The organism is Cellulosimicrobium composti, assembly GCF_010287905.1.
GTDB lineage: Bacteria > Actinomycetota > Actinomycetes > Actinomycetales > Cellulomonadaceae > Cellulosimicrobium > Cellulosimicrobium composti.
In genome coordinates this window covers 11529-32583 of the sequence record NZ_JAAFAN010000035.1, presented here as the reverse complement: position 1 = coordinate 32583, position 21055 = coordinate 11529, and the positions used below count along the sequence as shown (strand labels likewise).

Genomic DNA, 21055 nt, shown 5'->3' with positions numbered 1-21055 from the left:
TCGTGGTCTCCGAGCAGCTCGGCGGGCGGCTCGGCCGTCGGCTCACCAGGCGCGTCGCACGGCCGCCTTGGTCCCGGTCACCAGGGTGCGCGGCGGGACGTCCTCGGCGACCACCGCGCCGGCGGCCACGACGGCGTCCCGCCCGATCGTCACGCCCGGCAGGATCGTCGCGCCCGCGCCGATCCACACGTTCTCGTGCACGTCGATGGGCCCGCCGGTCAGCCAGACCTTGCGGTCGTCGGTGTCGACGGGGTGCCCGACGGTCACGAACGTGACCCGCGGCGCGACCATGACGCGCTCCGCGAGCCGGATGCCCGCGTAGTCGAGGAACGTGCAGTTCTGGTTGACGAAGACCCGCTCGGCGAGGTCGAGGTTCAGCCCGTGGTCGGTGAAGAACGGCGGGTAGATCGTCACGCGCGGCGGCAGGGGACGCCCGAGGATCTGCTCGAGCAGGCGCGCCCGGCCGTCCTCGTCGTCGAACGGCAGGACGTTGAGCCGCGACGTGAGCTCGGTCGCGCGCAGCACGCGCTCGGACATCGCGCGGAACTCGGGGCTCTGGATCCTCAGGAGCAGGTCGCCGGGCATCCCCCGATCCTGCCGCACGTCAGCGCGCGACCGCCTCCCGCGCGGCGACGACCTCCTCGACGACGTCGACCACGCCGTCCTCGCCCGGCGAGGCGGCGATCCGCTCGCCGAGCGCCGCGCTCGCCCGGGCGTAGGCCGGGTCGTCGAGCAGGCGGCGCACCGCGCGTCGCACCTGGGCGGGTCGCGGCGTGCTGGTCCGCAGCCGCACGCCCGTCCCGGTCCACGCGACGCGGGCCGCGACCTCCGCCTTGTCCTCCGTCTTTCCGGCGACGACGACGGGCACGCCGTGCCGCAGCGCGTGGTGCACGCCCCCGTAGCCGCCGTTCGTCACGAGGACCGACGTGCGCGGGAGCAGCGCGTCGTACGGGAGGTACTCGGCCGCGCGCGCGTTCGCGGGCAGCGCGCCGAGCGCCTCGACGGGGCGGCCGCCCGTCGCGGCGACGACGAGCACGTCCTCGTCGGCGAGCGCGCGCAGGGTCGGGACCAGGAGCTGGGTCGGGTCCTCGTTCGCCACGGTGCCCTGCGTGACGTGCACGACCGGCCGGCGCGTGTCGAGGTCGCCCCACCACGGCGGGAGCGTGCCGTCCGAGGGCGCCGGGCGCGGCGGGCCGACGAACCGGACCGGCGTCGTGACGTCCGGTCGCGGGTACTCGAGCTCGGCCACCGTGAGCTGCACGACGGCGTCCGCGTCGGCCGGCCAGCCGAGGAAGAACGTGCCGTTCGGCTCCACGCCCGCGGCCCGGACCATCTCCTGCGCCGCCCGCTGCGGCTCCGCGAACGCGACGCGCTCGACGAACCGGTACAGCGCGCGGTTGCGCAGGACGCCGAGCCGGCCGCGCGCGGGCAGCACGCCGAGCCCGAACGGGGCCGTGCGCTCGCTCCTGAGCCCGAGCGGCACGATGCCGAGCGTGAGCACGGGCGGCCGTCGGTCGGCCGGGGTGGCGACGAGCGCCATCGCGCCGAGGAACAGGGGCTCGACGAGCACCGCGTCCGCACGCCGGCGCGAGAGCGCGTCGAGCACCGCGCGGTGCTGCGCGGCACCGGGCCGCACGAAGATCTCGAGCATGTCGTGCCGGATCGCGTCGAGCCCGGTGCGCCCGGCGCGGCCGGGGAACGCTCCGGCGAGGTCGAGGTCGTCGAAGTCGGCCTCCGCCGGGAGCGGCACGTGCTCGGCGCCCGCGGCCTGGGCGGCGGCGGCGAACCGGGCGCCGGTGAGGAAGCGGACGTCGTGCCCGCGCGCGACGAGCGCGCGGGTGACCGCGAGCAGGGGCGTGACGTGCGCGTGCACGGGGGTGGAGCAGAGCAGGACGCTGGCCATCGGTGGTGCCTCTCTCGGACGGCGCGGGTGCGCCGAGGGAACGGGACGGGCGCAGGACCGGGCCGTCTGCGCGGGATGCCGCGGGGGAGGCGGCGTGTGAGAGGATCGATCAACCGTCAGGAGTATTCATCACCCTAGAAGGGTAGTCAATAGTGGTCCCCCGTGCGTACACGTCCGACCTCCGCGCCGAGCAGGCCGCCCGGACGCGCGAGCGCGTCGTGCGCGCCGCGGCCGAGGAGCTCGCCGACCGCGGCTACGAGCGCACGACCCTCGCGCGCATCGCCGAGCGCGCGGGCGTCTCGCTGGAGACGGTCAAGGCGCACGGCCCCAAGCGCGCGCTGCTGCTCGCCGCGTTCGAGCTCACGTTCGCCGGGTCGGAGGGCAAGGAGTCGCTCGCCGCGCGCCCCGAAGGCCGCGCGGTCGCCGCGACGAGCGACCCCGAGGCGTTCCTCGACGGCCTCGTCGACCTCGTCGCGGCGGCGAACGCGCGCGTGAGCGGTCTCTGGTCCGCCTTCACGTCGGCCGCGCGCGGCGACGAGGCGGTCGCGGCGGAGCTCGACGCGCTTCTCGAGCGCCGCCGGGCCGACCTGCGCGCGAGCGTCGACGTGCTCGAGGCCCACGGCTTCCACCCGTACGCGCCGCGCGACGAGGCCGCCGAGTCGCTCTCCTACCTGCTCGGGGTCGAGGGGTACACGCACTTCGTGGTGGGCGCGGGCTGGTCCGCCGCGCGCTACCGGGCCTGGCTGCGCGACGCCGTCGTGCGCCTCGTCGCGGCCCCGCCCGGCGCGGACGTCGCGACCTGACCCTGGCGCGTCGCGGCTCGTGGCGCCTACCGTGTGCCATGAGCACCCTCACCCCCGGCTTCCACGGCCGGCCGCGTCCGCAGGGCGTGGCACTCCCGCCGGGCCAGTACGTCGAGACGGGGTTCCCCGTGCTCTCGGCCGGGCCCACACCGCGCCTCGACACCGCGTCGTGGCGCCTCGACGTCACGACCGAGACCGGCGTGACGCGCTCGTGGTCGTGGGCGGAGCTCATGGCGCTCCCCCAGGACGAGCCCACCGTCGACATCCACTGCGTGACCCGCTGGTCCAAGTTCGGCACGACGTGGCGCGGCGTCTCGCTCGACACGCTCCTCGCCGAGGTCGAGTCGACGGCCGACTTCGCGATGGTCGGCTCCTACGGCGGCTACACGACCAACCTCCCGGTCTCAGAGCTCCTGGGCGGCAAGGCGTGGATCGCGCACACGTTCGACGGCGCGCCGCTCCACCCGGTCCACGGCGGCCCGGCACGGCTGCTCGTGCCGCACCTGTACTTCTGGAAGTCCGCGAAGTGGGTCAACAGCATCACGCTCATGCCCATGGACCGGCAGGGCTTCTGGGAGCGCCTGGGGTACCACGACCTCGGCGACCCGTGGCGCGAGCAGAGGTACCAGGGTGACTGAGGCGCCCGCCCGGCTCGGCGCCCGGTACGCGCGGCCGTCGGGCTGGCAGGTCGCGACGCTCGTCGACGCGTGGGCGGAGAGCCCGTCCGCGCGCACGCTCGTGCTCGAGGTGGCGCACTGGCCGGGCCACATGGCCGGGCAGCACGTGGACCTGCGCCTCACCGCGCCCGACGGCTACCGCGCCGAGCGGAGCTACTCGGTCGGGAGCGCCGCGACGCGCTCGACGGTCCCCGAGGGCAGCGCGCTCGACGGCGCCGCGCCCGCGCGCGTCGAGCTCACCGTCCAGCGCGTGGCCGGGGGCGAGGTCTCGACGTACCTCACCGACGTGTTCGCCGTGGGCGACGCGATCGAGCTCCGTGGACCCGTCGGGGGCTGGTTCGTGTGGTCGCCCGAGCGCGACGCCGGGACGCCCGTGCTGCTCGCGGCCGGCGGGTCCGGGCTCGTGCCCCTCATGGCGATGCTCCGCACGCGGCGCGAGGCGGGCGACCGCACGCCCTTCCGGCTCGTGTACTCGGTGCGCCGGCCCGAGGACCGCCTCTACGTCGACGACCTCGACCGGCTCGTCGCCGCGCACGACGGTCTCGACGTGCAGGTCGTCTACACGCGCTCGACGCCGCTCGGCTCCGTCCGGGGGCCGGGGCGCCTCGAGCGCCGCGAGCTCGCCGCGTGGGGCTGGCCCGCCGAGATCGAGCCGGCCTGCTTCGTGTGCGGACCCACGGGCTTCGTCGAGGCCCTCGCCCGGCAGCTCGTCTCGCTCGGGCACGACCCGGCACGGATCCGGACCGAGCGGTTCGGGCCGGCCGCGGACTGACGGCCGCTACGCGGGCGGCGGCGCCCAGCCGGCCCGGGCCCGCGCGTCGCGCTCCGCGAGCACGCTGCGCAGCAGTCGGATCGTGAGGACCAGCGCCCAGATCACCAGGACGGCGATCGTCGCGAGCACCGCGACGTAGAGCAGGATCAGCAGCGGGTAGATCGGCCCGATTCCCATGCCCGGACCCTAGCCCGCCGGGCGGCACGGACCGCGGCCGACCCTCCGCGCGCCCGCGCCGTCCCTTGACGGCCCCGCACCGCGCCAGTAGCGTTCTTGCGAGTTGATGCAAGAAATCAACACTCTGTTGTGCGGTGCGGCACAGCAGGATCGCAATTCTCGAAGGTACTGACCCGAGCCATCCGGCCTCACGCCGGACGTGCGCCGCAGGGCCGTCCTCCGACCCGGGCACCCGGTCCGGTGCGGGACCGCCCCGGCGCGGCCTGACACCCGTCGACGAGGACGGGAGATCGAGGACATCGATGAGACATCGACCCAGCACGTCGAACCGCACCCGCGCGCCGCGCCGCGGGCTCCGCCTCCTCGCCGCCACGGCGACGGCGACCGCCCTGCTCGTCCCGCTCGGCCTCACCACGACGGCGACCGCGGCGCCCACCGTGCTGTCCGCCGGGAAGCCGACGGCCGCGAGCAGCAACAACGCGCCGTACCTGTCCGAGAACCTCACGGACGGCGACCCGAGCACCTACTGGGAGTCGACGAACTCCACGTTCCCGCAGTGGGCGCAGGTCGACCTCGGCTCCCCCGCCGCCGTCGAGGACGTCGTGCTCACGCTCCCCGCCGGGTGGGAGGCGCGGCAGCAGACGCTGAGCGTGCAGGCGAGCACGGACGGCGCGGCCTTCACGACGCTCACCGCGAGCCAGGCGTACACGTTCGACCCGGCGTCGGGCAACACCGTGACCGTGGACGTGCCGGACACGTCGGCGCGGTACGTCCGCGTGCACGTCACCGCGAACACCGGCTGGCCGGCGGCCCAGCTCTCGGAGCTCCGGGTGCGCGGGACCGCCGGAACCACCGACCCCGGCGACCCCGGCGACCCGGGCGGGCCGACGGGCTCGAACCTCGCGTCGGGCCGGCCCGCCGCGGCGTCCTCGACCGAGTGGCAGTACGTCGCGGCGAACGCGACCGACGACGACACGTCGACCTACTGGGAGGGCGCGGGCGGCCAGTACCCGAGCACGCTCACGGTGTCGCTCGACGCCGCGGCCGAGCTCACCGCCGTCGTCGTGAAGCTCCCGCCCGCGGCGGCGTGGGGCCCGCGCACCCAGACGTTCGAGGTCCAGGGCCGCGAGTCCGCGGCCGGGGCGTGGCAGACGCTCGCGGCGTCCGCCGCCCACGCGTTCTCGCCGGGCACGGGCAACACCGTGACCGTCCCCGTGACGGGTACCGCGAAGGACGTGCGTCTGCGGTTCACGGGCAACACCGGCTCGGGCAACGGGCAGGTCGCCGAGCTCCAGGTGTTCGGCACCGCCGCGCCCAACCCCGACCTCGTCGTCACGGGCGTCACCGCGACCCCCGCGTCACCGCTGGAGTCGCAGGCCGTCACGCTCTCCGCCGTCGTGCGGAACATCGGCACCCAGGGGTCCGCCGCGACGGACGTCGCGTTCACGCTCGACGGGCAGACCGTCGCGACGGAGCCGGTCGGTGCGCTCGCCGCCGGGGTCGAGGCCACCGTCACGGCGGACGTCGGCGCGCGCCCCGCCGCGAGCTACACGATCGGCGCGGTCGCCGACGCCGGCGGCACGGTCGCCGAGCAGGACGAGAGCAACAACGCGTACACGAACCCGACGCCGCTCGTCGTGACCGCCGTCCCCAGCTCCGACCTCGTCCCGACCGTCACGTGGTCCCCCACGAGCCCCGCCGCGGGCAGCACCGTGAGCTTCTCCGCGACGCTCGCCAACCAGGGCAACGTCGCGACCTCGTCCGGTGCGCACGGCCTCACGGTGACCGTGACGAACACCGCGACGGGCGCCGTCGTGCGCACCCTCACCGGCTCCGTGAGCGGAGCGATCGCCGCGGGCGCGAGCAGCGCGAGCGTGTCCCTCGGCACGTGGACCGCCGCGGACGGCACCTACGACGTCCAGGTCGTCGCGGCCCCCGACCCGACCGAGGTCGCGGCCAAGCAGGCGAACAACACCGCGACCCGCCCGCTCTTCGTCGGGCGGGGCGCGAACCTGCCGTTCGACACCTACGAGGCGGAGGACGGCGTCACGGGCGGCGGCGCGACGGTGCTCGCGCCGAACCGCGTCGTGGGCGACCTCGCGGGCGAGGCGTCGGGCCGTCGGGCGGTCACGCTCGACCAGACCGGCGCGTACGTCGAGTGGACCACCAAGGCGCCGACGAACACGCTCCTGACCCGCTTCTCCATCCCCGACGCGGCGGGTGGCGGCGGCACGGACGCGACGCTCGCGATCTTCGTCGACGGCCAGTTCCTCAAGAACATCGACCTCACGTCGCGCTACGCGTGGCTCTACGGGAACGAGACCAACCCCGGCAACCAGCCGGGCCAGGGCGCGCCGCGCCACGTCTACGACGAGGCCAGCACGCTGCTCGGCACGACCGTCCCCGCGGGCTCGACGATCCGCCTGCAGAAGACGGCGCAGAACACGTCGCAGTACGCGATCGACTTCGTCGACCTCGAGCTCGCGACGCCGCAGTCGAACCCCGACCCGGAGCGGTACACGCAGCCCACGGGCTTCACGCACCAGGACGTCCAGGACGCGCTCGACCGGGTCCGCATAGACACGACCGGGACGCTCGACGGCGTCTACCTCCCCGCGGGCGACTACCAGACCGCGAACAAGTTCCAGGTCTACGGCAAGGCCGTCGACGTCGTCGGGGCGGGCCCGTGGTTCACGCGGTTCTTCGCGCCGCAGAGCCAGGAGAACACCGATGTCGGCTTCCGCGCCGAGGCGAGCGCCAACGGCTCGACGTTCCGCGACTTCGCGTACTTCGGCAACTACACGTCGCGCATCGACGGGCCGGGCAAGGTGTTCGACTTCGCCGACGTGAAGAACATGACGATCGACAACATCTGGGTCGAGCACATGATCTGCATGTTCTGGGCGTCGAACATGGACGACTCGGAGGTCAAGAACTCGCGCATCCGCAACACGTTCGCCGACGCGATCAACATGACGAACGGCAGCGCGAACAACCACGTCCACAACAACCAGGCGCGCGGCACGGGCGACGACTCGTTCGCGCTCTTCGCGGCCACCGACAACGGCGGCTCCGGCCAACGCGGCAACGTGTTCGAGAACCTCACCTCGACGAACACCTGGCGCGCCGCAGGGCTCGCGGTCTACGGCGGGCAGGACAACACGTTCCGGAACATCTACGTCGCGGACACGCTCGTCTACTCGGGCGTGACGATCAGCTCGCTCGACTTCGGGTACCCGATGGAGGGCTTCGGGCCCGCGCCGACGGTGTTCGACGGGCTGACGGTCGTGCGCTCCGGCGGGCACTTCTGGGGCGACCAGGTGTTCGGGGCCGTGTGGATGTTCTCGGCGTCGAAGGCGTTCGGGAACATCGAGGTGCGGAACCTCGACATCGTCGACCCGACGTACTCCGGGATCATGTTCCAGACGAACTACGTGGGCGGCCAGCCGCAGAACACGTTCCAGAACCCGACCTTCACGAACGTCACCATCACGGGCGCGACGAAGAGCGGCGACCAGTACGACGCGCGGTCCGGGTTCGGCATCTGGGTCAACCCCATGCCGGAGCCGGGCCAGGGCCCGGCCGTCGGCACGGCGACGTTCACCGACCTCACGTTCTCGGGCAACTACCGGGACATCGAGAACACGACGTCGACGTTCACGATCACGCGGAACTGACGTCCGCACCCACCCCGCACGACGCCGCAGCCCGCCTCACGAGGCGGGCTGCGGTGCGTCCGGGGCACCGGCCGGCGCGGCGTCCCCGAACCGCCACCGCATCGCCGCGTGCTCGGCCGTGCGCTCGTACGCGAACACGACCTCGGGCCGCACCGCGAACACGAGCGCCGGGTCGCCGTCGTGCACGAACGCCCCGTCCGCGACGTCGAACGTCCACTCGTCGCCGTACTTGCAGCGCCACCGCTCGGCCAGGCGGCGCAGCGCCGCGTCGTCCGTGACGCGCACGGCCGTGCCCTCCACGACGACGTCGAGCGCGTCCTCGAACACGTTCGTGCCCGTCGTCACCACCACGTGCGGGTTCTGGGCGAGGTTGCGCGCCTTGCGCTCGCCGGGGCCGGTGGTCACGTGGAGGCACCCGTCCGCGACGACCGTCATGAGCGGCGTGACGTGCGGGCGCCCGTCGGGGCGCACCGTCGAGATCCACGAGATCTCCGCCCGTTCGAGCGCGCCGCGCACGGTCTCCCACGCGACGGGCCTCGCCCCCGGGGAGCTGAAGCCGGGGATCAGGGTCCCCTCGGGGGCGGCGGGTGCGGCGGGCTGGGCTGCGGTGCTCATGCGTATCCTCTCGTCGGTCCTCCCTCGGACCGGCGAGCACGCCGGAACTCATCGGCGCCGCGGCGACCGGCGCGACCCGTGCCCGGTCGGCGTGCGGGCGGGGACCGACGCCGGGCCTACCGGACGTCCTCGGGCGCCGCCTCGTGGCCCGCGCGCCCTGCCGTGCGTCGTTCCTGCTTCATCCGCGCCTCGAACAGGTGCCGCGCGCCACCCGCGAGCGCCTCGCGCGCGGCACGCTCGTGCTCGCGGAACACCGACCAGTAGGTGTCGTCGTACGCCTCGACGACCTGGAACGTCCAGTGCCCGGGGATGACGTTGCGCCCCACGAGGTCGGTCGCGATCCGGTCCGCGACGTCCGCGTGCCCGGCGGCGCGCAGCTTCTCGACGGCCTCGCCGAGCGCGAGGTCGGCCTCGCCCGTGAGCTGGTGGAACGTGTAGAGGTGGCCCCGGGCGCGCTCCGTCGTCTCCAGCGCCTCGCTCAGCGCGCCGAGCGCGTCGACGGTCGCGTCGCTCACGCCGTCCGGCACGGCACGGCTCGGCAGGTCACGGGGGTCGTCGTCGCTCACGCCGCCACGCTAGGCACGGCCCCGCCGGCCCGCACGCCGTCGCCGGACCGCGTGCGTCGGCGCCCTGTGACAGGGTTGACCCGCCACCCCCGACCGAGGACACCGTCGCGAGCCATGCCACAGACCGCACCCGTACCGACCGTCACGACCCAGGCGACCCCGAGCCAGCGACCCCACCGGGCGGCGCGGATCGAGGACCGGTGGCGCGCCGTCGTCTCGCGCCTGCAGAAGGCGCGCGGCTGGCGCCCGCGGGTCGAGCCGTTCGCGGGGTACGGCAGCCCGCGGCGCGTGCGCGTGCTCGGGCGCGTGCTCCTCGCGAGCCCGGCGTTCGACCCCGCGCTGCACGAGCGCGAGTCCGCCGACCGCCGGGGCTGGCGGTACTTCTTCACCGCGCCCGCCCCGCGCGAGGAGGTGCGCGTCCACGTCGGTGACGTGACCGTCGACCTCGTGTCCGACCGCGGCGGGTACCTCGACGCGACGATCGACGTCGCGCTCACGCCGGGCTGGCACGACGTGACGTTCCGGCCGTCGTCGGGCGCGGTCGCGAAGGGCCGCGTGTTCGTCGTCGCGGACGGGCGGCGGCTCGGCGTCGTGTCCGACATCGACGACACCGCGATGGTCACCGCGGTGCCCCGCCCGCTCATCGCCGCGTGGAACACGTTCGTGCGGCACTCGAGCGCACGCGTCCCCGTGCCGGGGATGGCGGCCCTGTACCGCGGGATCGCGACGGAGCGCCCCGGCACGCCGTTCGTCTACGTCTCGACGGGCGCGTGGAACACGGCCGCGAACCTGCGCCGGTTCCTCCAGCGCCACGGCTTCCCGCCCGGCCCGCTCCTGCTGACGGACTGGGGCCCGACGAACACCGGGTGGTTCCGCAGCGGCCCCGAGCACAAGGACACCGCGCTCGAACGCCTCTTCCGCGAGCTGCCCGACGTCGACTGGCTCCTGATCGGCGACGACGGCCAGCACGACCCGGAGATCTACGCGCGTGCCGCGCGACGGTTCCCGGACCACGTCGCGGCCGTCGCGATCCGCGAGCTGACGCCTGCGCAGCAGGTCCTCGCCCACGGCTCGCCGCTGCCGGCCCCGGGCAGCCTCCCGGGCGAGGTCGGCACCGGCGTCCCGACGGCGTTCGGCCCCGACGGCGACGCGCTCACCCGCGCCCTCGCGCGCGCCCTGCGCCGCTGACGGGACGACCTCGTCCGCCGAACATGGGGTCACCGCCCGTCCTGAGGTCGTGACGGGCGACAACCCCATGCTCGGCGGGCCGCCGCGCCGGGATGCCGATGTCAGGAGCGGGTGATTGCCTGAGGGAATGACGACGCCGCAGGACCCGTTCCCCGTGCCCGAGCCCGAACCTGCCGAGCGGACGCGCCGCACGTGGCCGTGGATCGTGCTCACGGTCGTGGCGGTGCTCGTGATCGCCCTGGTCGTGTGGCTCGTGAACCGCCCGTCCGGCGACGAGCCCGCGGCGGAGACGCCCGCGCCGACGGCCACGGAGACGGGGGACGCGTCGCCGACCGACGCGGGCTCCCCGAGCGACGACGCGTCGACCCCTGCCGCGGAGGGCTGCCCGGCGGCGGGCGACGGTCCGCCCGCCGGCGCGGACACGCACGAGATCGTCGACGTCGACGGCGACGGGCGCCCCGACACCGCGTGGCTGACCGGCGGCGCGGACCGCGCGTTCGGCATCACCACCGCCTCGGGCGCGACGTTCTCCGCCCCGATCGAGTCCGCGAGCCCCGTCCCCGCGAGCGCGGTCGTCAACGTCGTGGCCGCGGGCGACGCGACCGCGCCGATCGCGCTCGTCGACACCGGCCGTGAGGTCCTGCTCTTCTCCGCCGCCGACTGCGCCGTGACGCCCACGCAGAACGCGCAGGACGCGCAGTACACGTTCGACAAGGGCTTCGCCGGCTTCGGCACGGGCGTCGGCTGCACCGAGGTCGACGGCGCGCTGCACCTCGCGGGGCTGAACGCCGTGTCCGACGACGGCACGACGTTCACCGTGTCCCGCACCTTCGTGGACCTCGACGCGGGCGCGACGCGGGCGACGAACGGCGAGGAGGAGACCGTCGCGCAGGACGCGCCCGCGGACGACCCGGTGGTCACGACCGCGCAGGAGACGAGCTGCGGCGACCTCGTCGCCGGGCAGGACGGCCCCGTCGAGCCCCAGTAGGGCCACGCACCCGCACCCCGCCGCCCCGCACGAGGCGGGAGTCCGGCGGGGCGGGTCGTGGCGGCCGGGCGTCACCCGCGGCCGCAGGTGCGGCACGTGCCGCGGCGGCGCAGCCAGTAGGCGTAGGTCGCGGCGCCGAGGGCGACGGACCACAGCGGCCACAGGAGCATCGGGCCGACGGCGCCCCACCGGTCGGCCGTGAGCGCGAGCTGGCCCTCGCCGAGCCCGAGCGCGACGAGCGAGACCCCGGCGGGCAGGACGGCGACCGCGACGACCGTCGCCGGGACGACCGCGAGGCCGACCGGGACGCGCCGGCCCGCGAGGCCGAGCATCCAGCGCGGGAACCGCTCGCCCCAGCGCTGGTAGAGCCCGAGCGTGAGCACGGCGCCGACGAGCGCGAAGCCGCCGAGGCCGAGCGCCGCGATCCAGCCGTCGTCCCCGGCGAGGTCGGCGACGTCGTCGGGCGAGAAGCCGAGCGGGATGCCGAGGACCCACGCGATCCGGGTGAGCGCGTAGAACGCGGGCGCGGCGGCTGCCACGAGCGCGGCGCGACGTCCCCAGCGCGCGGAGGCCTCCGGCGTCGTCCACGCGTGGTCGTGGCCGTCGTGGCGGCGGCCGCACGACTCGCACGCGCCCGCGGCGCGGCGCACGAACCGCCACGTCGAGGCGACGAGCAGCGCGCCGCCCGCGAGGAGCGCCACCTGGAGCAGCGGCCCGGCGCCGACGAAGTCCTGGAACGCCGCACGCATCACCGGGTCGAACGGGGCCATGACGAGCGTGACCGGCAGGTAGCCGAGGCGCGCGAGGATCGAGGCGTCGGTGAGGGCGAGGACGCCAAGACCGACGACGGCGGTCGCCGCGACGGTGAGCGCGCGGTCGCCGCGCGCGACGAGCCCGTGCCGGCCGCCGAGCCACGCCCGCAGCGCCGTGGCGGCGCCGACGAGTCCGAGCACGGCGACCCACGGCGTGAGCGTCGCGCCGGGCACGGGCGTGAGGACGCCGAACGAGAGGTCGTTCGCGTCGCCGACCGCGAGCGTGCCGCCGGTGAGGGTGACGGCGAGCGCGGCGAGACCGCCGGCGGCCCACAGGACCGCGGCTGCCGGGCCGACCCAGCGCCCGCGGGGCACGTCCGCCGCGCGGGCGGGCGGGGCGGCCCCGGGTGGTGCGGCGGCGTCCTGGTTCCGGCGGCCCGGGCCGCGGGTCGGGGTGGGGACGGGGGTGCGTGGTGTCGAGGTGCTCATGACTCGACCCTCGCGCCGGGCGACGCGACGGGGATCCCCCGTGGCGGCGGCCTGGCTCCCCCGCGCGGGGGATCAGTCCCGCGAGCGCGCGTCGCGCAGCGCCCGCAGCGCGCCCGTGGACCACAGCGCCCACGCCACGAGCACGGGCTGGAAGAACAGGCGGCCGAAGCGCTTGGCGTCGGTGTCGAGGCCGAACCCGTCCTTGTGCTCGAGCCACTGGCCGACGTTGCCGGGGAAGATCACGACGAAGAACGCGGCCGCGACCAGGCCGACCGCGACCCGCCACCGCGTCAGCACGACGAGCGACGCGCCGAGCACGATCTCGACCGCCCCCGAGGCCAGCACCGTGACGTCCTCGTCCACGGGGAACCAGGACGGGACCTGCGCCTGGAACTCCTCGCGCGAGACGGTGAGGTGACTGACGCCGGCCCCCACGAGGGCGAGGCCGAGCCCGACGCGGGCGAGCGTCGCGACGAGCGGGACGCGCGGGGCGGGGCGGGTGATCGCGGAGAGGTCCATCGCGCGATCGTCGCACCCGGCCCGCCTGCCCGCAGCGCGGCCGAGCGCCGGTCAGACGGGTCGCACGAAACCCGACTCGTACGCGCGCACGACGGCCTGCGTGCGGTCCCGCACGCCGAGCTTCGCGAGCACGTTCCCGACGTGCGTCCGCACGGTCTCGACGCCCAGGTACAGCTCGGCGGCGATCTCCGCGTTCGACAGCCCCTGCGCGACGAGGCGCAGCACCTCGCCCTCGCGCTCGGTGAGGCGCGCGTCGCGCAGCTCGTCCCCCGCGGGCGGGCGCGCCGTCGCGAGCCGGCGCACGGCGTCGGGGAACAGCAGCGACTCACCGCGCGCGACGACGCGCACCGCCTGCACCACCTCCTCGGGCCGCGCCCGCTTGAGCAGGAACCCGTGCGCGCCCGCCCGCAGCGCGTCGAGCACGTGGTCGTCGTTCTCGAACGTCGTCACGACGAGCACCCGGGGCGCGGGCTCCCGGGCGAGCAGCGCGCGCGTCGCCGCGATGCCGTCGACGCGCGGCATCCGCACGTCCATGAGCACGACGTCGGGCCGCTCGCGCGCGACGACGCCCGGCACGTCCGCGCCGTCCCCCGCCTCGCCGACGACCTCTAGGTCCGGCTCCGCGTCGAGGATCACGCGCAGCCCCGCGCGCACGAGCGGCTCGTCGTCCACGAGCACCACGCGCGTCGTCGTCATGCGCCCCCTCCTCGTCGTGCCCGGCGCCGGGCCGCGCCCGCGCGACGGCGGTCGACGGCCGTCCCGGGACGCCTCATCCTCCCGCACCCGCTCCGGGGAACCGCGCCCGCACGACCCAGGCCCCGCCGTCGGGCGTGGGACCGGCCGTGACCTCCCCGCGCAGCAGGTGCGCGCGCTCGCGCATGCCCGCGAGGCCGCGGCGCTCGCGCGCCGGGCCGGGTCCCGGCCCCGGCCCACGCGCGGCGTCCAGGGGGTTGCGCACCTCGACGGCCAGCGCGCCGTCGTCCGCCGCGACGTCGACGGTGACGGGCGCGCCCGGCGCGTGCCGCAGCGCGTTCGTCACGGCCTCCTGCACCACGCGGTACGCCTCCTGCGACACGGCGCGCGGGACGTCGGGCGGCGCAGCCCCGTCGCGCGCGCGCCGCACGTCGGCGCCGGTGCGGCGCGCGTCGTCGAGCAGGGCGTCGAGGTCGGCGAGGGTCCGGGCCGGGCGGGCGGGCGGACCGCCGGGCGTCGCGGGAGCGTCCGCGCGGAGCAGCCCGAGGACGTGGTCGAGGTCCGCCATCGCGGACCGCCCGGTGTCCTCGATCGCGGCGAGCGCCCGGCGCGCGGCGGCCGGGTCGGCGTCGAGCAGGCGCGCGGCCGCGGCGGCCTGGAGCGTCGTGACGGTCAGCGCGTGCCCCACCGAGTCGTGCAGCTCGCGCGCGAGGCGGCCACGCTCGGCCGCGCGGTCGGCGGCAGCCTCCAGCTCGGCGATGCGCTCCGACTGGTCCGGCCCCAGCAGGGGCGGTGCGGCCTGCCGCAGCACCGCGCGCGCGAGGGCGACGACGTACGGGACGGCGAGCAGCACGAGCGCGGCCGTCACCAGCCACGCCCACGCGGGCAGCGCGTCCCACGGTCGCCAGTCGGCGAGAAGCACGGTCTCGACGCCCGCCGCGGACAGGACGAGCTGCGTCGCGACCGGGATCCCGACCAGCAGGGCGAGCACGACCGCGGCCCCGAGGGCGAGGTGCAGCGCGTACCACGCCGCGGCGCGCCAGCGCGTCGCGGCACCGGGAGGTGCCGCGCCCTGCACCGGCAGGGGCACGTCCACGTCGAGGAACGTCCGCACCGCCGCGATCTCGAGCGTGCGGACCGGCGCGAGGAACGGGGGCGTGCTCACGAGCACCGCGGAGACGAGCGCGAGCACGACGACGGCGACACGCGGGGTCTGGAGCGACGCGAACATCTGCACGAACCCCGCGACGAGCGTCACGTACGCCCCGGCGACCACGCCGCCGACCACGAGGTACACCCCCGCGCGCACGGTCGCGGCGCTGCGCAGCGGCGCGACCACGCTCCCCCACGCGCCGCGCGGTCGCGCACCGGACGCCCGCACCCGCCGGACGTCGTCGCGCACCATGCCCCCAGTCTGGCCGGGCCGCCGGGGTCGCACATCCCCCGGACGGGTGACGCGCGCGCCGCGCTCAGGCCGTCAGGCGGCGAGCTCCTGGCCGCTCATGCGGTGGATCGACGCCATGACCTCGTCGGTGAGCTCGCGGCGCGCCTGCGCGGGCTTGGTGCCCGCCGTGATCTGCCGCTGCGGGTCGATGGGCTTGCCGAAGTGCACCTCGACGCGGTGCAGGCGCGGCAGCCGCTTGCCGATCGGCTGGACCTTGTCCGTGCCGCGCACCGCGACGGGCACGACGGGCGCGTGCCCGGCGAGCGCGAGCCACGCGACGCCCGTGCGCCCCTGGTGGAGCTTGCCGTCGCGCGAGCGCGTGCCCTCGGGGTAGATGCCGAACGCACCGCCGCGCCGCAGCACCTCGAGCGCGTCCTCGAGCGAGCGCTGCCCCGCGCGCGGGTCGTCGCGCTGCACGGGGATCATGCCGACCGTCGTGAAGAACCAGCGCGACAGGCGGCCCTTGAGCCCGCGCCCCGTGAAGTACTCCGCCTTGGCGAGGAACGTGACGTGCCGCGGCGCGACGATCGGGATGAGGATCGAGTCGATGAACGACAGGTGGTTGCTCGCGAGGATGACCGCGCCGTTGCGCGGGACGTTGTTGCGTCCCGTCACCTGGGGTCGCAGCAGCACGAAGGCGAGCAGCGACAGGACGAGCCTCAGGACGCGGTAGGTCATTCGTTCATTGTGCACCGTCACCGCCGCACGTCCGTGCACGCGGCGTCCCGCACGCGCGGTGCGACGGGTCTCCCCGCGACCGCCGCGTCAGCCGTCCTGGCCGCGCACCACGGCGCCGCTGCGGCGCGACCGGACGCCCCGGGTGGCCCCGTAGACGGCGAGGATGACGAGCACGAGGCCGGCGGTCGACACGAGCTGGGCGCGGGCGGCGGCGTCGGTCAGCATGAGGACCGCCAGGGCCGCGAGCCCCACGAGCACGGCCCACGTGAGCCAGGGGTAGCCCCACATGCGCAGCGTCATGGGCTCGCCCGACGCGCGCGCCTGCTCCTCGATCCGGCGGCGCAGGCGCAGCTGCGAGACGGCGACGAGGACCCACACGACGAGCAGCGCCGCGCCGACCGCGTTGAGGAGGATCCCGAGCAGCGCCTCGGGCAGGAGCCAGTTCAGCCCGACGGCGACGAGCGCGAAGAACACCGAGACGAGCACCGACACCCACGGGACGTCGCGCCGCGAGACGCGGCGCAGCGCGCGCGGCCCGTCGCCGCGACCGGCGAGCGAGTACGCCATGCGCGACGTGCCGTAGACGTTCGCGTTGAACGCCGACAGGAGCGCGACGACCACGACGACCTCCATGAGCCGCGCGGCCCCCTGGAGCCCGGCGAGGTCGAGCACGGCGACGAACGGGCTCTCCGCGAGCAGGGGCGAGTCCCACGGCAGGACGAGCACCATGATCGCGACGGAGCCCAGGTAGAACACGAGGATCCGCCACACGATGCTGCGGGTCGCGCGCGCGACGGCGGTGCGCGGCTCGCGCGCCTCCGCGGCCGCGATCGTCACGATCTCGATGCCGCCGAACGCGAAGACGACGACGAGCAGCCCCGCCGCGATGCCGCTCCAGCCCTCGGGCGCGAACCCGCCGTGGCCGAGGAGGTTGCTCGTCCCGACGGGCTCCGTGCCGGGCAGCAGGCCGAGGACGAGCAGGACGCCGACGACGAGGAACCCGACGATCGCCGCGACCTTGACGAACGCGAACCAGAACTCGAGCTCGCCGAACTGCCGCACGCCCCGCAGGTTGATCACGGCGAACACGACGACCACGGCGAGCGCGACGCCCCACTGGGGCACGTCCGGGTACCAGCCGGTGACGATCTGGGCGGCGCCCGTGATCTCGGCGCCGAGCACCATGACGAGCATGAACCAGTAGAGCCAGCCGAGCAGGAACCCGGCCCACGGCCCGAGCGCCTCCTCGGCGTACACGGAGAAGGAGCCGCTCGCGGGGCGGGCGCTCGCCATCTCCGCGAGCATCCGCATGACGAGGATGACGACGACGCCCGCGATCGCGTAGGACACGAGCACGGCGGGCCCGGCGGTCGCGATCCCGACGCCGGAGCCGAGGAACAGGCCGGCCCCGATCGCGGAGCCCAGGCCCATCATCGTCAGGTGCCGCGTGCGCAGCCCCCGCCCGAGGTGGTCGGCGGAAGGGTCCGTGGCCGTGCCGTCGGACGGGGCGTCGGACGGGGCGGAGGGCCCGGACGGTGCGCGGCTCGCGGTGGCTGCCGGGCGTTCGGGCGTGGGGGTGCTCATGGTGCGGTCCTGCGTTCGGGGAGGGTGCGTCGGGCTCGGCGCCGACCCACGACGCTACACGCCCGGGCACGACGACGCCCCGCACCCGACGCGAGGGGGTCGCTGGGGTGCGGGGCGACGTCGGGCACGACGCTGTGCCTCGGAGCGGTGCCCCTACGGGGTCGCGGTGCGCGGGAGGGGCGCGGCGGCGCGGTGCCGCGGGTCGGCGCTCTCGTCGCGGCCCGGCTCGGGCGTGCCGTCCACCGACCGTCCGCCGGCGTGCTCGCCGTCGGACGCCCGGCCGTCGGTCGGCGCGGTGTCGGTCGGGGCGGTGGCCGTGGTGTCGGGGGCGGTCGCGCCGGCGACGGGCCGGCGGGTCGAGCCGTTGATGACGCCGTCGTCCTCGAGGTCCTCGAGGTCGTCGTCGTCGACGGCCCCCGCACCGTGCTCGGCTCCCGCGGCGAACACCGACGGGTCGGGCGGCGTGCCGAACTTGAGGTGGTTGAACAGCAGGTTGAGCAGGATCGCCATGACGGCGGCCGAGCTGATGCCCGAGTGGAAGATGATGCCGAACCACGTGGGGAACTGGTCGTAGAAGTCGGGCTTGGCGATCGGGATCATGCCGAACGAGATCGACGCCGCCACGATGATGAGGTTCATCGGCCGCGAGTAGTCGGCCTTGGCGAGCGTGCGGATGCCGGACGCCGCGACCGACCCGAACAGCACCACGCCCGCGCCGCCGAGGACGGGCGTCGGGACGGCGGCGACGACGCGGCCCAGGACGGGCAGCAGGCCGAGGACCACGAGGATCGCGCCGCCCGCCGCGACGACGAACCGCGACTTGACGCCCGTGATGGCGACCAGGCCGACGTTCTGCGCGAACGCGGACTGCGTGAACGAGCCGAAGAACGGCGAGACGACGGACGACGCCATGTCCGCGCGCAGGCCGTTCGCGATGCGCTTGCGGTCCACCTTGGTGCCGACGATCTCGCCGACGGCGATGATGTCCGCCGTCGTCTCGGTGAGCGTGACGAGGATGACGATGAGCATCGAGATGATCGCCGCGATCTCGAACGTCGGGGCGCCGAAGCCCAGGAACGCCGGGAACGCCGCGACCGGTCCGTCCCCCACGCCGGAGAAGTCGGCCTTGCCGAGGGCGAGCGCGATGAGCGTGCCGACGACGATGGCGATGAGGATCGACAGGCGCGAGACGGTGCCGCTGCCGACCTTCGACAGCAGGATGACGATGGCGAACGTCAGCGCGGCGAGGCCGATGTTGCTCACCGACCCGTAGTCGGGGGCGTCCGCGCTGCCGCCCATCGCCCAGTTGGCCGCGACGGGCATGAGCGTGAGACCGATCGTCGTGATGACGACGCCGGTGACCACCGGTGGGAAGAACCGGATGATCTGCGCGAAGAACGGCGTGATGAGCAGGCCGATCGCGGACGCGACGAGGACCGCGCCGAGCACCCCGGGGATCCCTCCCCCGCCGTTGACGATCGCGACCATGGTGGACACGCCCGCGAACGACACGCCCTGCACGAGCGGGAGCTGCGACCCGAAGAACGGGATGCCCACCGTCTGCAGGATCGTCGCGAGGCCGCCCATGAAGAGCGACGCGGCGACGAGCGTCCCGATCTCGGCGGGCGTGAGCCCTGCCGCGGAGCCCACGATGAGGGGCGGGGCGATGATGCCGCCGTACATCGTGAGCACGTGCTGGAACCCGTACCCGAACGTGGCCCCGACGGGCAGCCGCTCGTCCTCGGGGCGTCCTGGCCGGCGTCCGGCGCCGTCCGCGGCCTTCGTGGCTCGCGCGTTCATAGCGGACCTCCTCGTCAGCTATCGTTCCGCTTAGCGGAAAACTACTTCCGCTATTCGAACTCCAAGTGTGACCTGTGTCAAGTCCCTGCCGCCAACTCGCGCGTGGCCTGCGACGACGGGCACAGCGGGGAGGAGCGCGCGGCGCCCCTCCCCGGCGCGTGCCGGGCTCAGCCCGCCACGAGGTGGCGGGCGGCGGCGGAGTGCTCCGCGACGAGGGCCCCCAGGTCGAGGTCCGGGACCGCTCCGTCGACGACGCGCCACGCGCCGCCCACCATGACCCGGTCCGCCCGGTCGGCGCCGCACAGCAGGAGCGCCGCGACCGGGTCGTGCGAGCCCGAGAAGCGCAGCTCGTCGAGGCGCCACAGCGCGAGGTCCGCCTGCTTCCCCACGGCGAGCACGCCGACGTCGTCCCGGCCGAGCACGCGCGCCGAGCCGCGCGTGCCCCACCCGAGCGCGCGCGTCACGGGGATGTCGGCCCCGTACCTCAGCCGCTGCAGGTAGAGCGCCTGGCGCGCCTCCAGCACCATGGTCGACGCGTCGTTCGACGCCGAGCCGTCCACCCCGAGCCCGACGGGCGCCCCGGCGTCCTCCAGCTCGACGGCGCGCGCGATGCCGGACGCGAGGCGCATGTTCGACGTCGGGCAGTGCGCGACGCCGGTCCCCGCCGCCCCGAGCCGGCGCACCTCCTCGTCGTCGAAGTGGATGCCGTGCCCGAGCCACGCGCGGTCCGTGAGCCAGCCGACCGACTCGAGGTAGTCGACCGTGCGCATCCCGAACCGCTCGCGGCAGAAGTCCTCCTCGTCGATCGTCTCGGCGAGGTGCGTGTGCAGGCGCACGTCGAGGGCCTCCGCGAGCGCCGCGCTCTCGCGCATGGCGTCCGTCGTCACGGAGAACGGCGAGCACGGCGCGAGCGCGATCTGCACCTGCGCCCCCGCACCCCGCTCGTGGTACGTCTCCACGAGGCGCTGCGAGTCCGCGAGGATCGTCCCGAGGTCCTGGACCACCGACTGGGGCGGCAGGCCGCCGTCGTCCTGGCCGAGGGTCATGGACCCGCGCGTGAGCGTCGCGCGCATGCCGAGCCGGCGCACCGCGGCGACCTGGATGTCGATCGCGTCGTCGAGGCCCGCGGGGAACACGTAGTGGTGGTCGGCCGCCGTCGTGCAGCCGGAGAGCAGGAGCTCGGCGAGCGCGACGGTCGTCGCGAGCTCGTGGTCGCGCGGCGTGAGGCGCGCCCACACCGGGTACAGCCGCTGCAGCCAGGGGAAGAGCGGGGCGTCCGCGACAGGCCCCCAGGCGCGCGTGAGCGTCTGGTAGAAGTGGTGGTGGGTGTTGATCAGCCCCGGCGTGAGCACGTGCTGCGACGCGTCGAACGTCTCGTCGACCGGCGCCGCGGGCTCGGCCCCCGCCGCGACGACCTCGGCGACCACCCCGCCCTCCACGACGATCCCGCCGCGCGCGTCCGGCGCGCCCGGCGAGTCGTCGGCGGTGAACACGCCGAGCGGGTTGCGGATCCACGTCCGGGTCCCGGTGCTGACTGAGGTGCTGGTCATCGGTGCCTCCTGGTGGCTCGTCGCTCACCGGGGCGCGGGCTCCGGCGCCACGGTGCGCCGGCTCAGTGGTCCTGTCTGCCGATCCAGGTGCCGCGGGACCCGCGGCTGGGCCGACGGTAGGACGGGGTGCGGCGCGCGTCAAGGGTGGCCGCGCCCGCCGGGCACCGCCGGCGCGTCCCC

General features: G+C 75.3%; 19 protein-coding genes. 6 read left to right on the top strand and 13 right to left on the bottom strand.

The genetic code is table 11. The features are described 5' to 3' along the window. Positions 1 to 42 precede the first annotated feature (42 nt). Positions 43 to 585 carry a DapH/DapD/GlmU-related protein gene (locus GYH36_RS11495; RefSeq protein ID WP_024841012.1) on the bottom strand — a complete coding sequence of 181 codons (543 nt, stop codon included), beginning with the start codon at positions 583 to 585 and terminating at the stop codon, positions 43 to 45. A 19-nt stretch (positions 586 to 604) separates the two neighbouring features. After that, positions 605 to 1903 carry a glycosyltransferase gene (locus tag GYH36_RS11490; protein WP_162289905.1) on the bottom strand — a complete coding sequence of 433 codons (1299 nt, stop codon included), beginning with the start codon at positions 1901 to 1903 and terminating at the stop codon, positions 605 to 607. A gap of 152 nt (positions 1904 to 2055) precedes the next feature. On the opposite strand from GYH36_RS11490, the gene GYH36_RS11485 reads away from it, so the two are divergent. The 3 genes from GYH36_RS11485 to GYH36_RS11475 are packed head-to-tail and all read left to right on the top strand — an operon-like array spanning position 2056 to position 4155. Beyond that, positions 2056 to 2706 carry a TetR/AcrR family transcriptional regulator gene (locus tag GYH36_RS11485; RefSeq protein WP_312028602.1) on the top strand — a complete coding sequence of 217 codons (651 nt, stop codon included), beginning with the start codon at positions 2056 to 2058 and terminating at the stop codon, positions 2704 to 2706. Between the two features lie 38 nt (positions 2707 to 2744). Then, positions 2745 to 3344 carry a sulfite oxidase-like oxidoreductase gene (locus GYH36_RS11480; RefSeq protein WP_024841009.1) on the top strand — a complete coding sequence of 200 codons (600 nt, stop codon included), beginning with the start codon at positions 2745 to 2747 and terminating at the stop codon, positions 3342 to 3344. After that, positions 3337 to 4155 carry a ferredoxin reductase gene (locus GYH36_RS11475; protein ID WP_024841008.1) on the top strand — a complete coding sequence of 273 codons (819 nt, stop codon included), beginning with the start codon at positions 3337 to 3339 and terminating at the stop codon, positions 4153 to 4155. The genes GYH36_RS11480 and GYH36_RS11475 overlap by 8 nt, the downstream gene beginning before the upstream one ends. A 6-nt stretch (positions 4156 to 4161) precedes the next feature. On the opposite strand, the gene GYH36_RS11470 is transcribed toward GYH36_RS11475, so the two are convergent. Further along, the gene (locus tag GYH36_RS11470; protein WP_155098198.1) at positions 4162 to 4332 is read right to left on the bottom strand and encodes a hypothetical protein; all 171 of its coding nucleotides are present in this window, start codon (positions 4330 to 4332) and stop codon (positions 4162 to 4164) included. A gap of 302 nt (positions 4333 to 4634) precedes the next feature. On the opposite strand from GYH36_RS11470, the gene GYH36_RS11465 reads away from it, so the two are divergent. Beyond that, positions 4635 to 8009, top strand: a complete 3375-nt coding sequence (locus GYH36_RS11465) for a discoidin domain-containing protein (RefSeq protein WP_162289904.1) — start codon at positions 4635 to 4637, stop codon at positions 8007 to 8009. A gap of 36 nt (positions 8010 to 8045) precedes the next feature. Here GYH36_RS11465 and GYH36_RS11460 read toward each other — a convergent pair whose 3' ends face one another. Beyond that, positions 8046 to 8624, bottom strand: coding sequence for a pyridoxamine 5'-phosphate oxidase family protein (locus tag GYH36_RS11460; RefSeq protein WP_024841006.1), 579 nt, complete (start codon positions 8622 to 8624; stop codon positions 8046 to 8048). Positions 8625 to 8740: 116 nt separating this feature from the next. After that, a complete protein-coding gene (locus GYH36_RS11455) occupies positions 8741 to 9190 on the bottom strand; it encodes a hypothetical protein (protein WP_024841005.1) in 450 nt (149 codons plus the stop codon). A 114-nt stretch (positions 9191 to 9304) separates the two neighbouring features. Here GYH36_RS11455 and GYH36_RS11450 point away from each other — a divergent pair, with 114 nt between their 5' ends. Together GYH36_RS11450 and GYH36_RS11445 are read left to right on the top strand one after the other, a co-directional pair. Continuing rightward, positions 9305 to 10378, top strand: coding sequence for an App1 family protein phosphatidate phosphatase (locus GYH36_RS11450; protein ID WP_115941441.1), 1074 nt, complete (start codon positions 9305 to 9307; stop codon positions 10376 to 10378). A 127-nt stretch (positions 10379 to 10505) separates the two neighbouring features. After that, entirely contained in the window at positions 10506 to 11366 is an 861-nt protein-coding gene (locus GYH36_RS11445) for a hypothetical protein (RefSeq protein WP_024841003.1), read from the top strand. Positions 11367 to 11437: 71 nt separating this feature from the next. Here the strand turns inward: GYH36_RS11445 and GYH36_RS11440 are convergent, their stop codons facing one another. The 8 genes from GYH36_RS11440 to GYH36_RS11405 form a co-directional block, all read right to left on the bottom strand. Beyond that, positions 11438 to 12607 (bottom strand): hypothetical protein, encoded by a 1170-nt coding sequence (locus tag GYH36_RS11440; RefSeq protein ID WP_162289903.1) that lies wholly within the window; start codon positions 12605 to 12607, stop codon positions 11438 to 11440. A 72-nt stretch (positions 12608 to 12679) separates the two neighbouring features. Further along, complete coding sequence (locus GYH36_RS11435; RefSeq protein WP_024841001.1) at positions 12680 to 13126, bottom strand: DoxX family protein; 447 nt, start codon at positions 13124 to 13126, stop codon at positions 12680 to 12682. Between the two features lie 51 nt (positions 13127 to 13177). Then, positions 13178 to 13822 carry a response regulator transcription factor gene (locus GYH36_RS11430; RefSeq protein WP_155098192.1) on the bottom strand — a complete coding sequence of 215 codons (645 nt, stop codon included), beginning with the start codon at positions 13820 to 13822 and terminating at the stop codon, positions 13178 to 13180. Positions 13823 to 13895: 73 nt separating this feature from the next. After that, positions 13896 to 15224 carry a sensor histidine kinase gene (locus GYH36_RS11425; RefSeq protein ID WP_162289902.1) on the bottom strand — a complete coding sequence of 443 codons (1329 nt, stop codon included), beginning with the start codon at positions 15222 to 15224 and terminating at the stop codon, positions 13896 to 13898. A 72-nt stretch (positions 15225 to 15296) separates the two neighbouring features. Then, positions 15297 to 15941 (bottom strand): lysophospholipid acyltransferase family protein, encoded by a 645-nt coding sequence (locus tag GYH36_RS11420; protein ID WP_024840997.1) that lies wholly within the window; start codon positions 15939 to 15941, stop codon positions 15297 to 15299. Between the two features lie 87 nt (positions 15942 to 16028). After that, positions 16029 to 17525 carry an amino acid permease gene (locus tag GYH36_RS11415; protein WP_162289901.1) on the bottom strand — a complete coding sequence of 499 codons (1497 nt, stop codon included), beginning with the start codon at positions 17523 to 17525 and terminating at the stop codon, positions 16029 to 16031. Between the two features lie 153 nt (positions 17526 to 17678). After that, entirely contained in the window at positions 17679 to 19325 is a 1647-nt protein-coding gene (locus tag GYH36_RS11410) for a nucleobase:cation symporter-2 family protein (RefSeq protein WP_162289900.1), read from the bottom strand. A 167-nt stretch (positions 19326 to 19492) separates the two neighbouring features. Next, a complete protein-coding gene (locus GYH36_RS11405) occupies positions 19493 to 20875 on the bottom strand; it encodes an 8-oxoguanine deaminase (protein WP_162289899.1) in 1383 nt (460 codons plus the stop codon). Positions 20876 to 21055 lie beyond the last annotated feature (180 nt).

What these genes read in the sequence shown, in the direction of transcription:
- GYH36_RS11495 (WP_024841012.1), bottom strand. Translation starts at nt 585, where the DNA reads ATGCCCGGCGACCTGCTCCTGAGGATCCAGAGCCCCGAGTTCCGCGCG.
- GYH36_RS11490 (WP_162289905.1), bottom strand. Translation starts at nt 1,903, where the DNA reads ATGGCCAGCGTCCTGCTCTGCTCCACCCCCGTGCACGCGCACGTCACG.
- GYH36_RS11480 (WP_024841009.1), top strand. Translation starts at nt 2,745, where the DNA reads ATGAGCACCCTCACCCCCGGCTTCCACGGCCGGCCGCGTCCGCAGGGC.
- GYH36_RS11470 (WP_155098198.1), bottom strand. Translation starts at nt 4,332, where the DNA reads ATGGGAATCGGGCCGATCTACCCGCTGCTGATCCTGCTCTACGTCGCG.
- GYH36_RS11465 (WP_162289904.1), top strand. Translation starts at nt 4,635, where the DNA reads ATGAGACATCGACCCAGCACGTCGAACCGCACCCGCGCGCCGCGCCGC.
- GYH36_RS11460 (WP_024841006.1), bottom strand. Translation starts at nt 8,624, where the DNA reads ATGAGCACCGCAGCCCAGCCCGCCGCACCCGCCGCCCCCGAGGGGACC.
- GYH36_RS11450 (WP_115941441.1), top strand. Translation starts at nt 9,305, where the DNA reads ATGCCACAGACCGCACCCGTACCGACCGTCACGACCCAGGCGACCCCG.
- GYH36_RS11445 (WP_024841003.1), top strand. Translation starts at nt 10,506, where the DNA reads ATGACGACGCCGCAGGACCCGTTCCCCGTGCCCGAGCCCGAACCTGCC.
- GYH36_RS11440 (WP_162289903.1), bottom strand. Translation starts at nt 12,607, where the DNA reads ATGAGCACCTCGACACCACGCACCCCCGTCCCCACCCCGACCCGCGGC.
- GYH36_RS11435 (WP_024841001.1), bottom strand. Translation starts at nt 13,126, where the DNA reads ATGGACCTCTCCGCGATCACCCGCCCCGCCCCGCGCGTCCCGCTCGTC.
- GYH36_RS11430 (WP_155098192.1), bottom strand. Translation starts at nt 13,822, where the DNA reads ATGACGACGACGCGCGTGGTGCTCGTGGACGACGAGCCGCTCGTGCGC.
- GYH36_RS11425 (WP_162289902.1), bottom strand. Translation starts at nt 15,224, where the DNA reads ATGGTGCGCGACGACGTCCGGCGGGTGCGGGCGTCCGGTGCGCGACCG.
- GYH36_RS11420 (WP_024840997.1), bottom strand. Translation starts at nt 15,941, where the DNA reads ATGACCTACCGCGTCCTGAGGCTCGTCCTGTCGCTGCTCGCCTTCGTG.
- GYH36_RS11415 (WP_162289901.1), bottom strand. Translation starts at nt 17,525, where the DNA reads ATGAGCACCCCCACGCCCGAACGCCCGGCAGCCACCGCGAGCCGCGCA.
- GYH36_RS11410 (WP_162289900.1), bottom strand. Translation starts at nt 19,325, where the DNA reads ATGAACGCGCGAGCCACGAAGGCCGCGGACGGCGCCGGACGCCGGCCA.
- GYH36_RS11405 (WP_162289899.1), bottom strand. Translation starts at nt 20,875, where the DNA reads ATGACCAGCACCTCAGTCAGCACCGGGACCCGGACGTGGATCCGCAAC.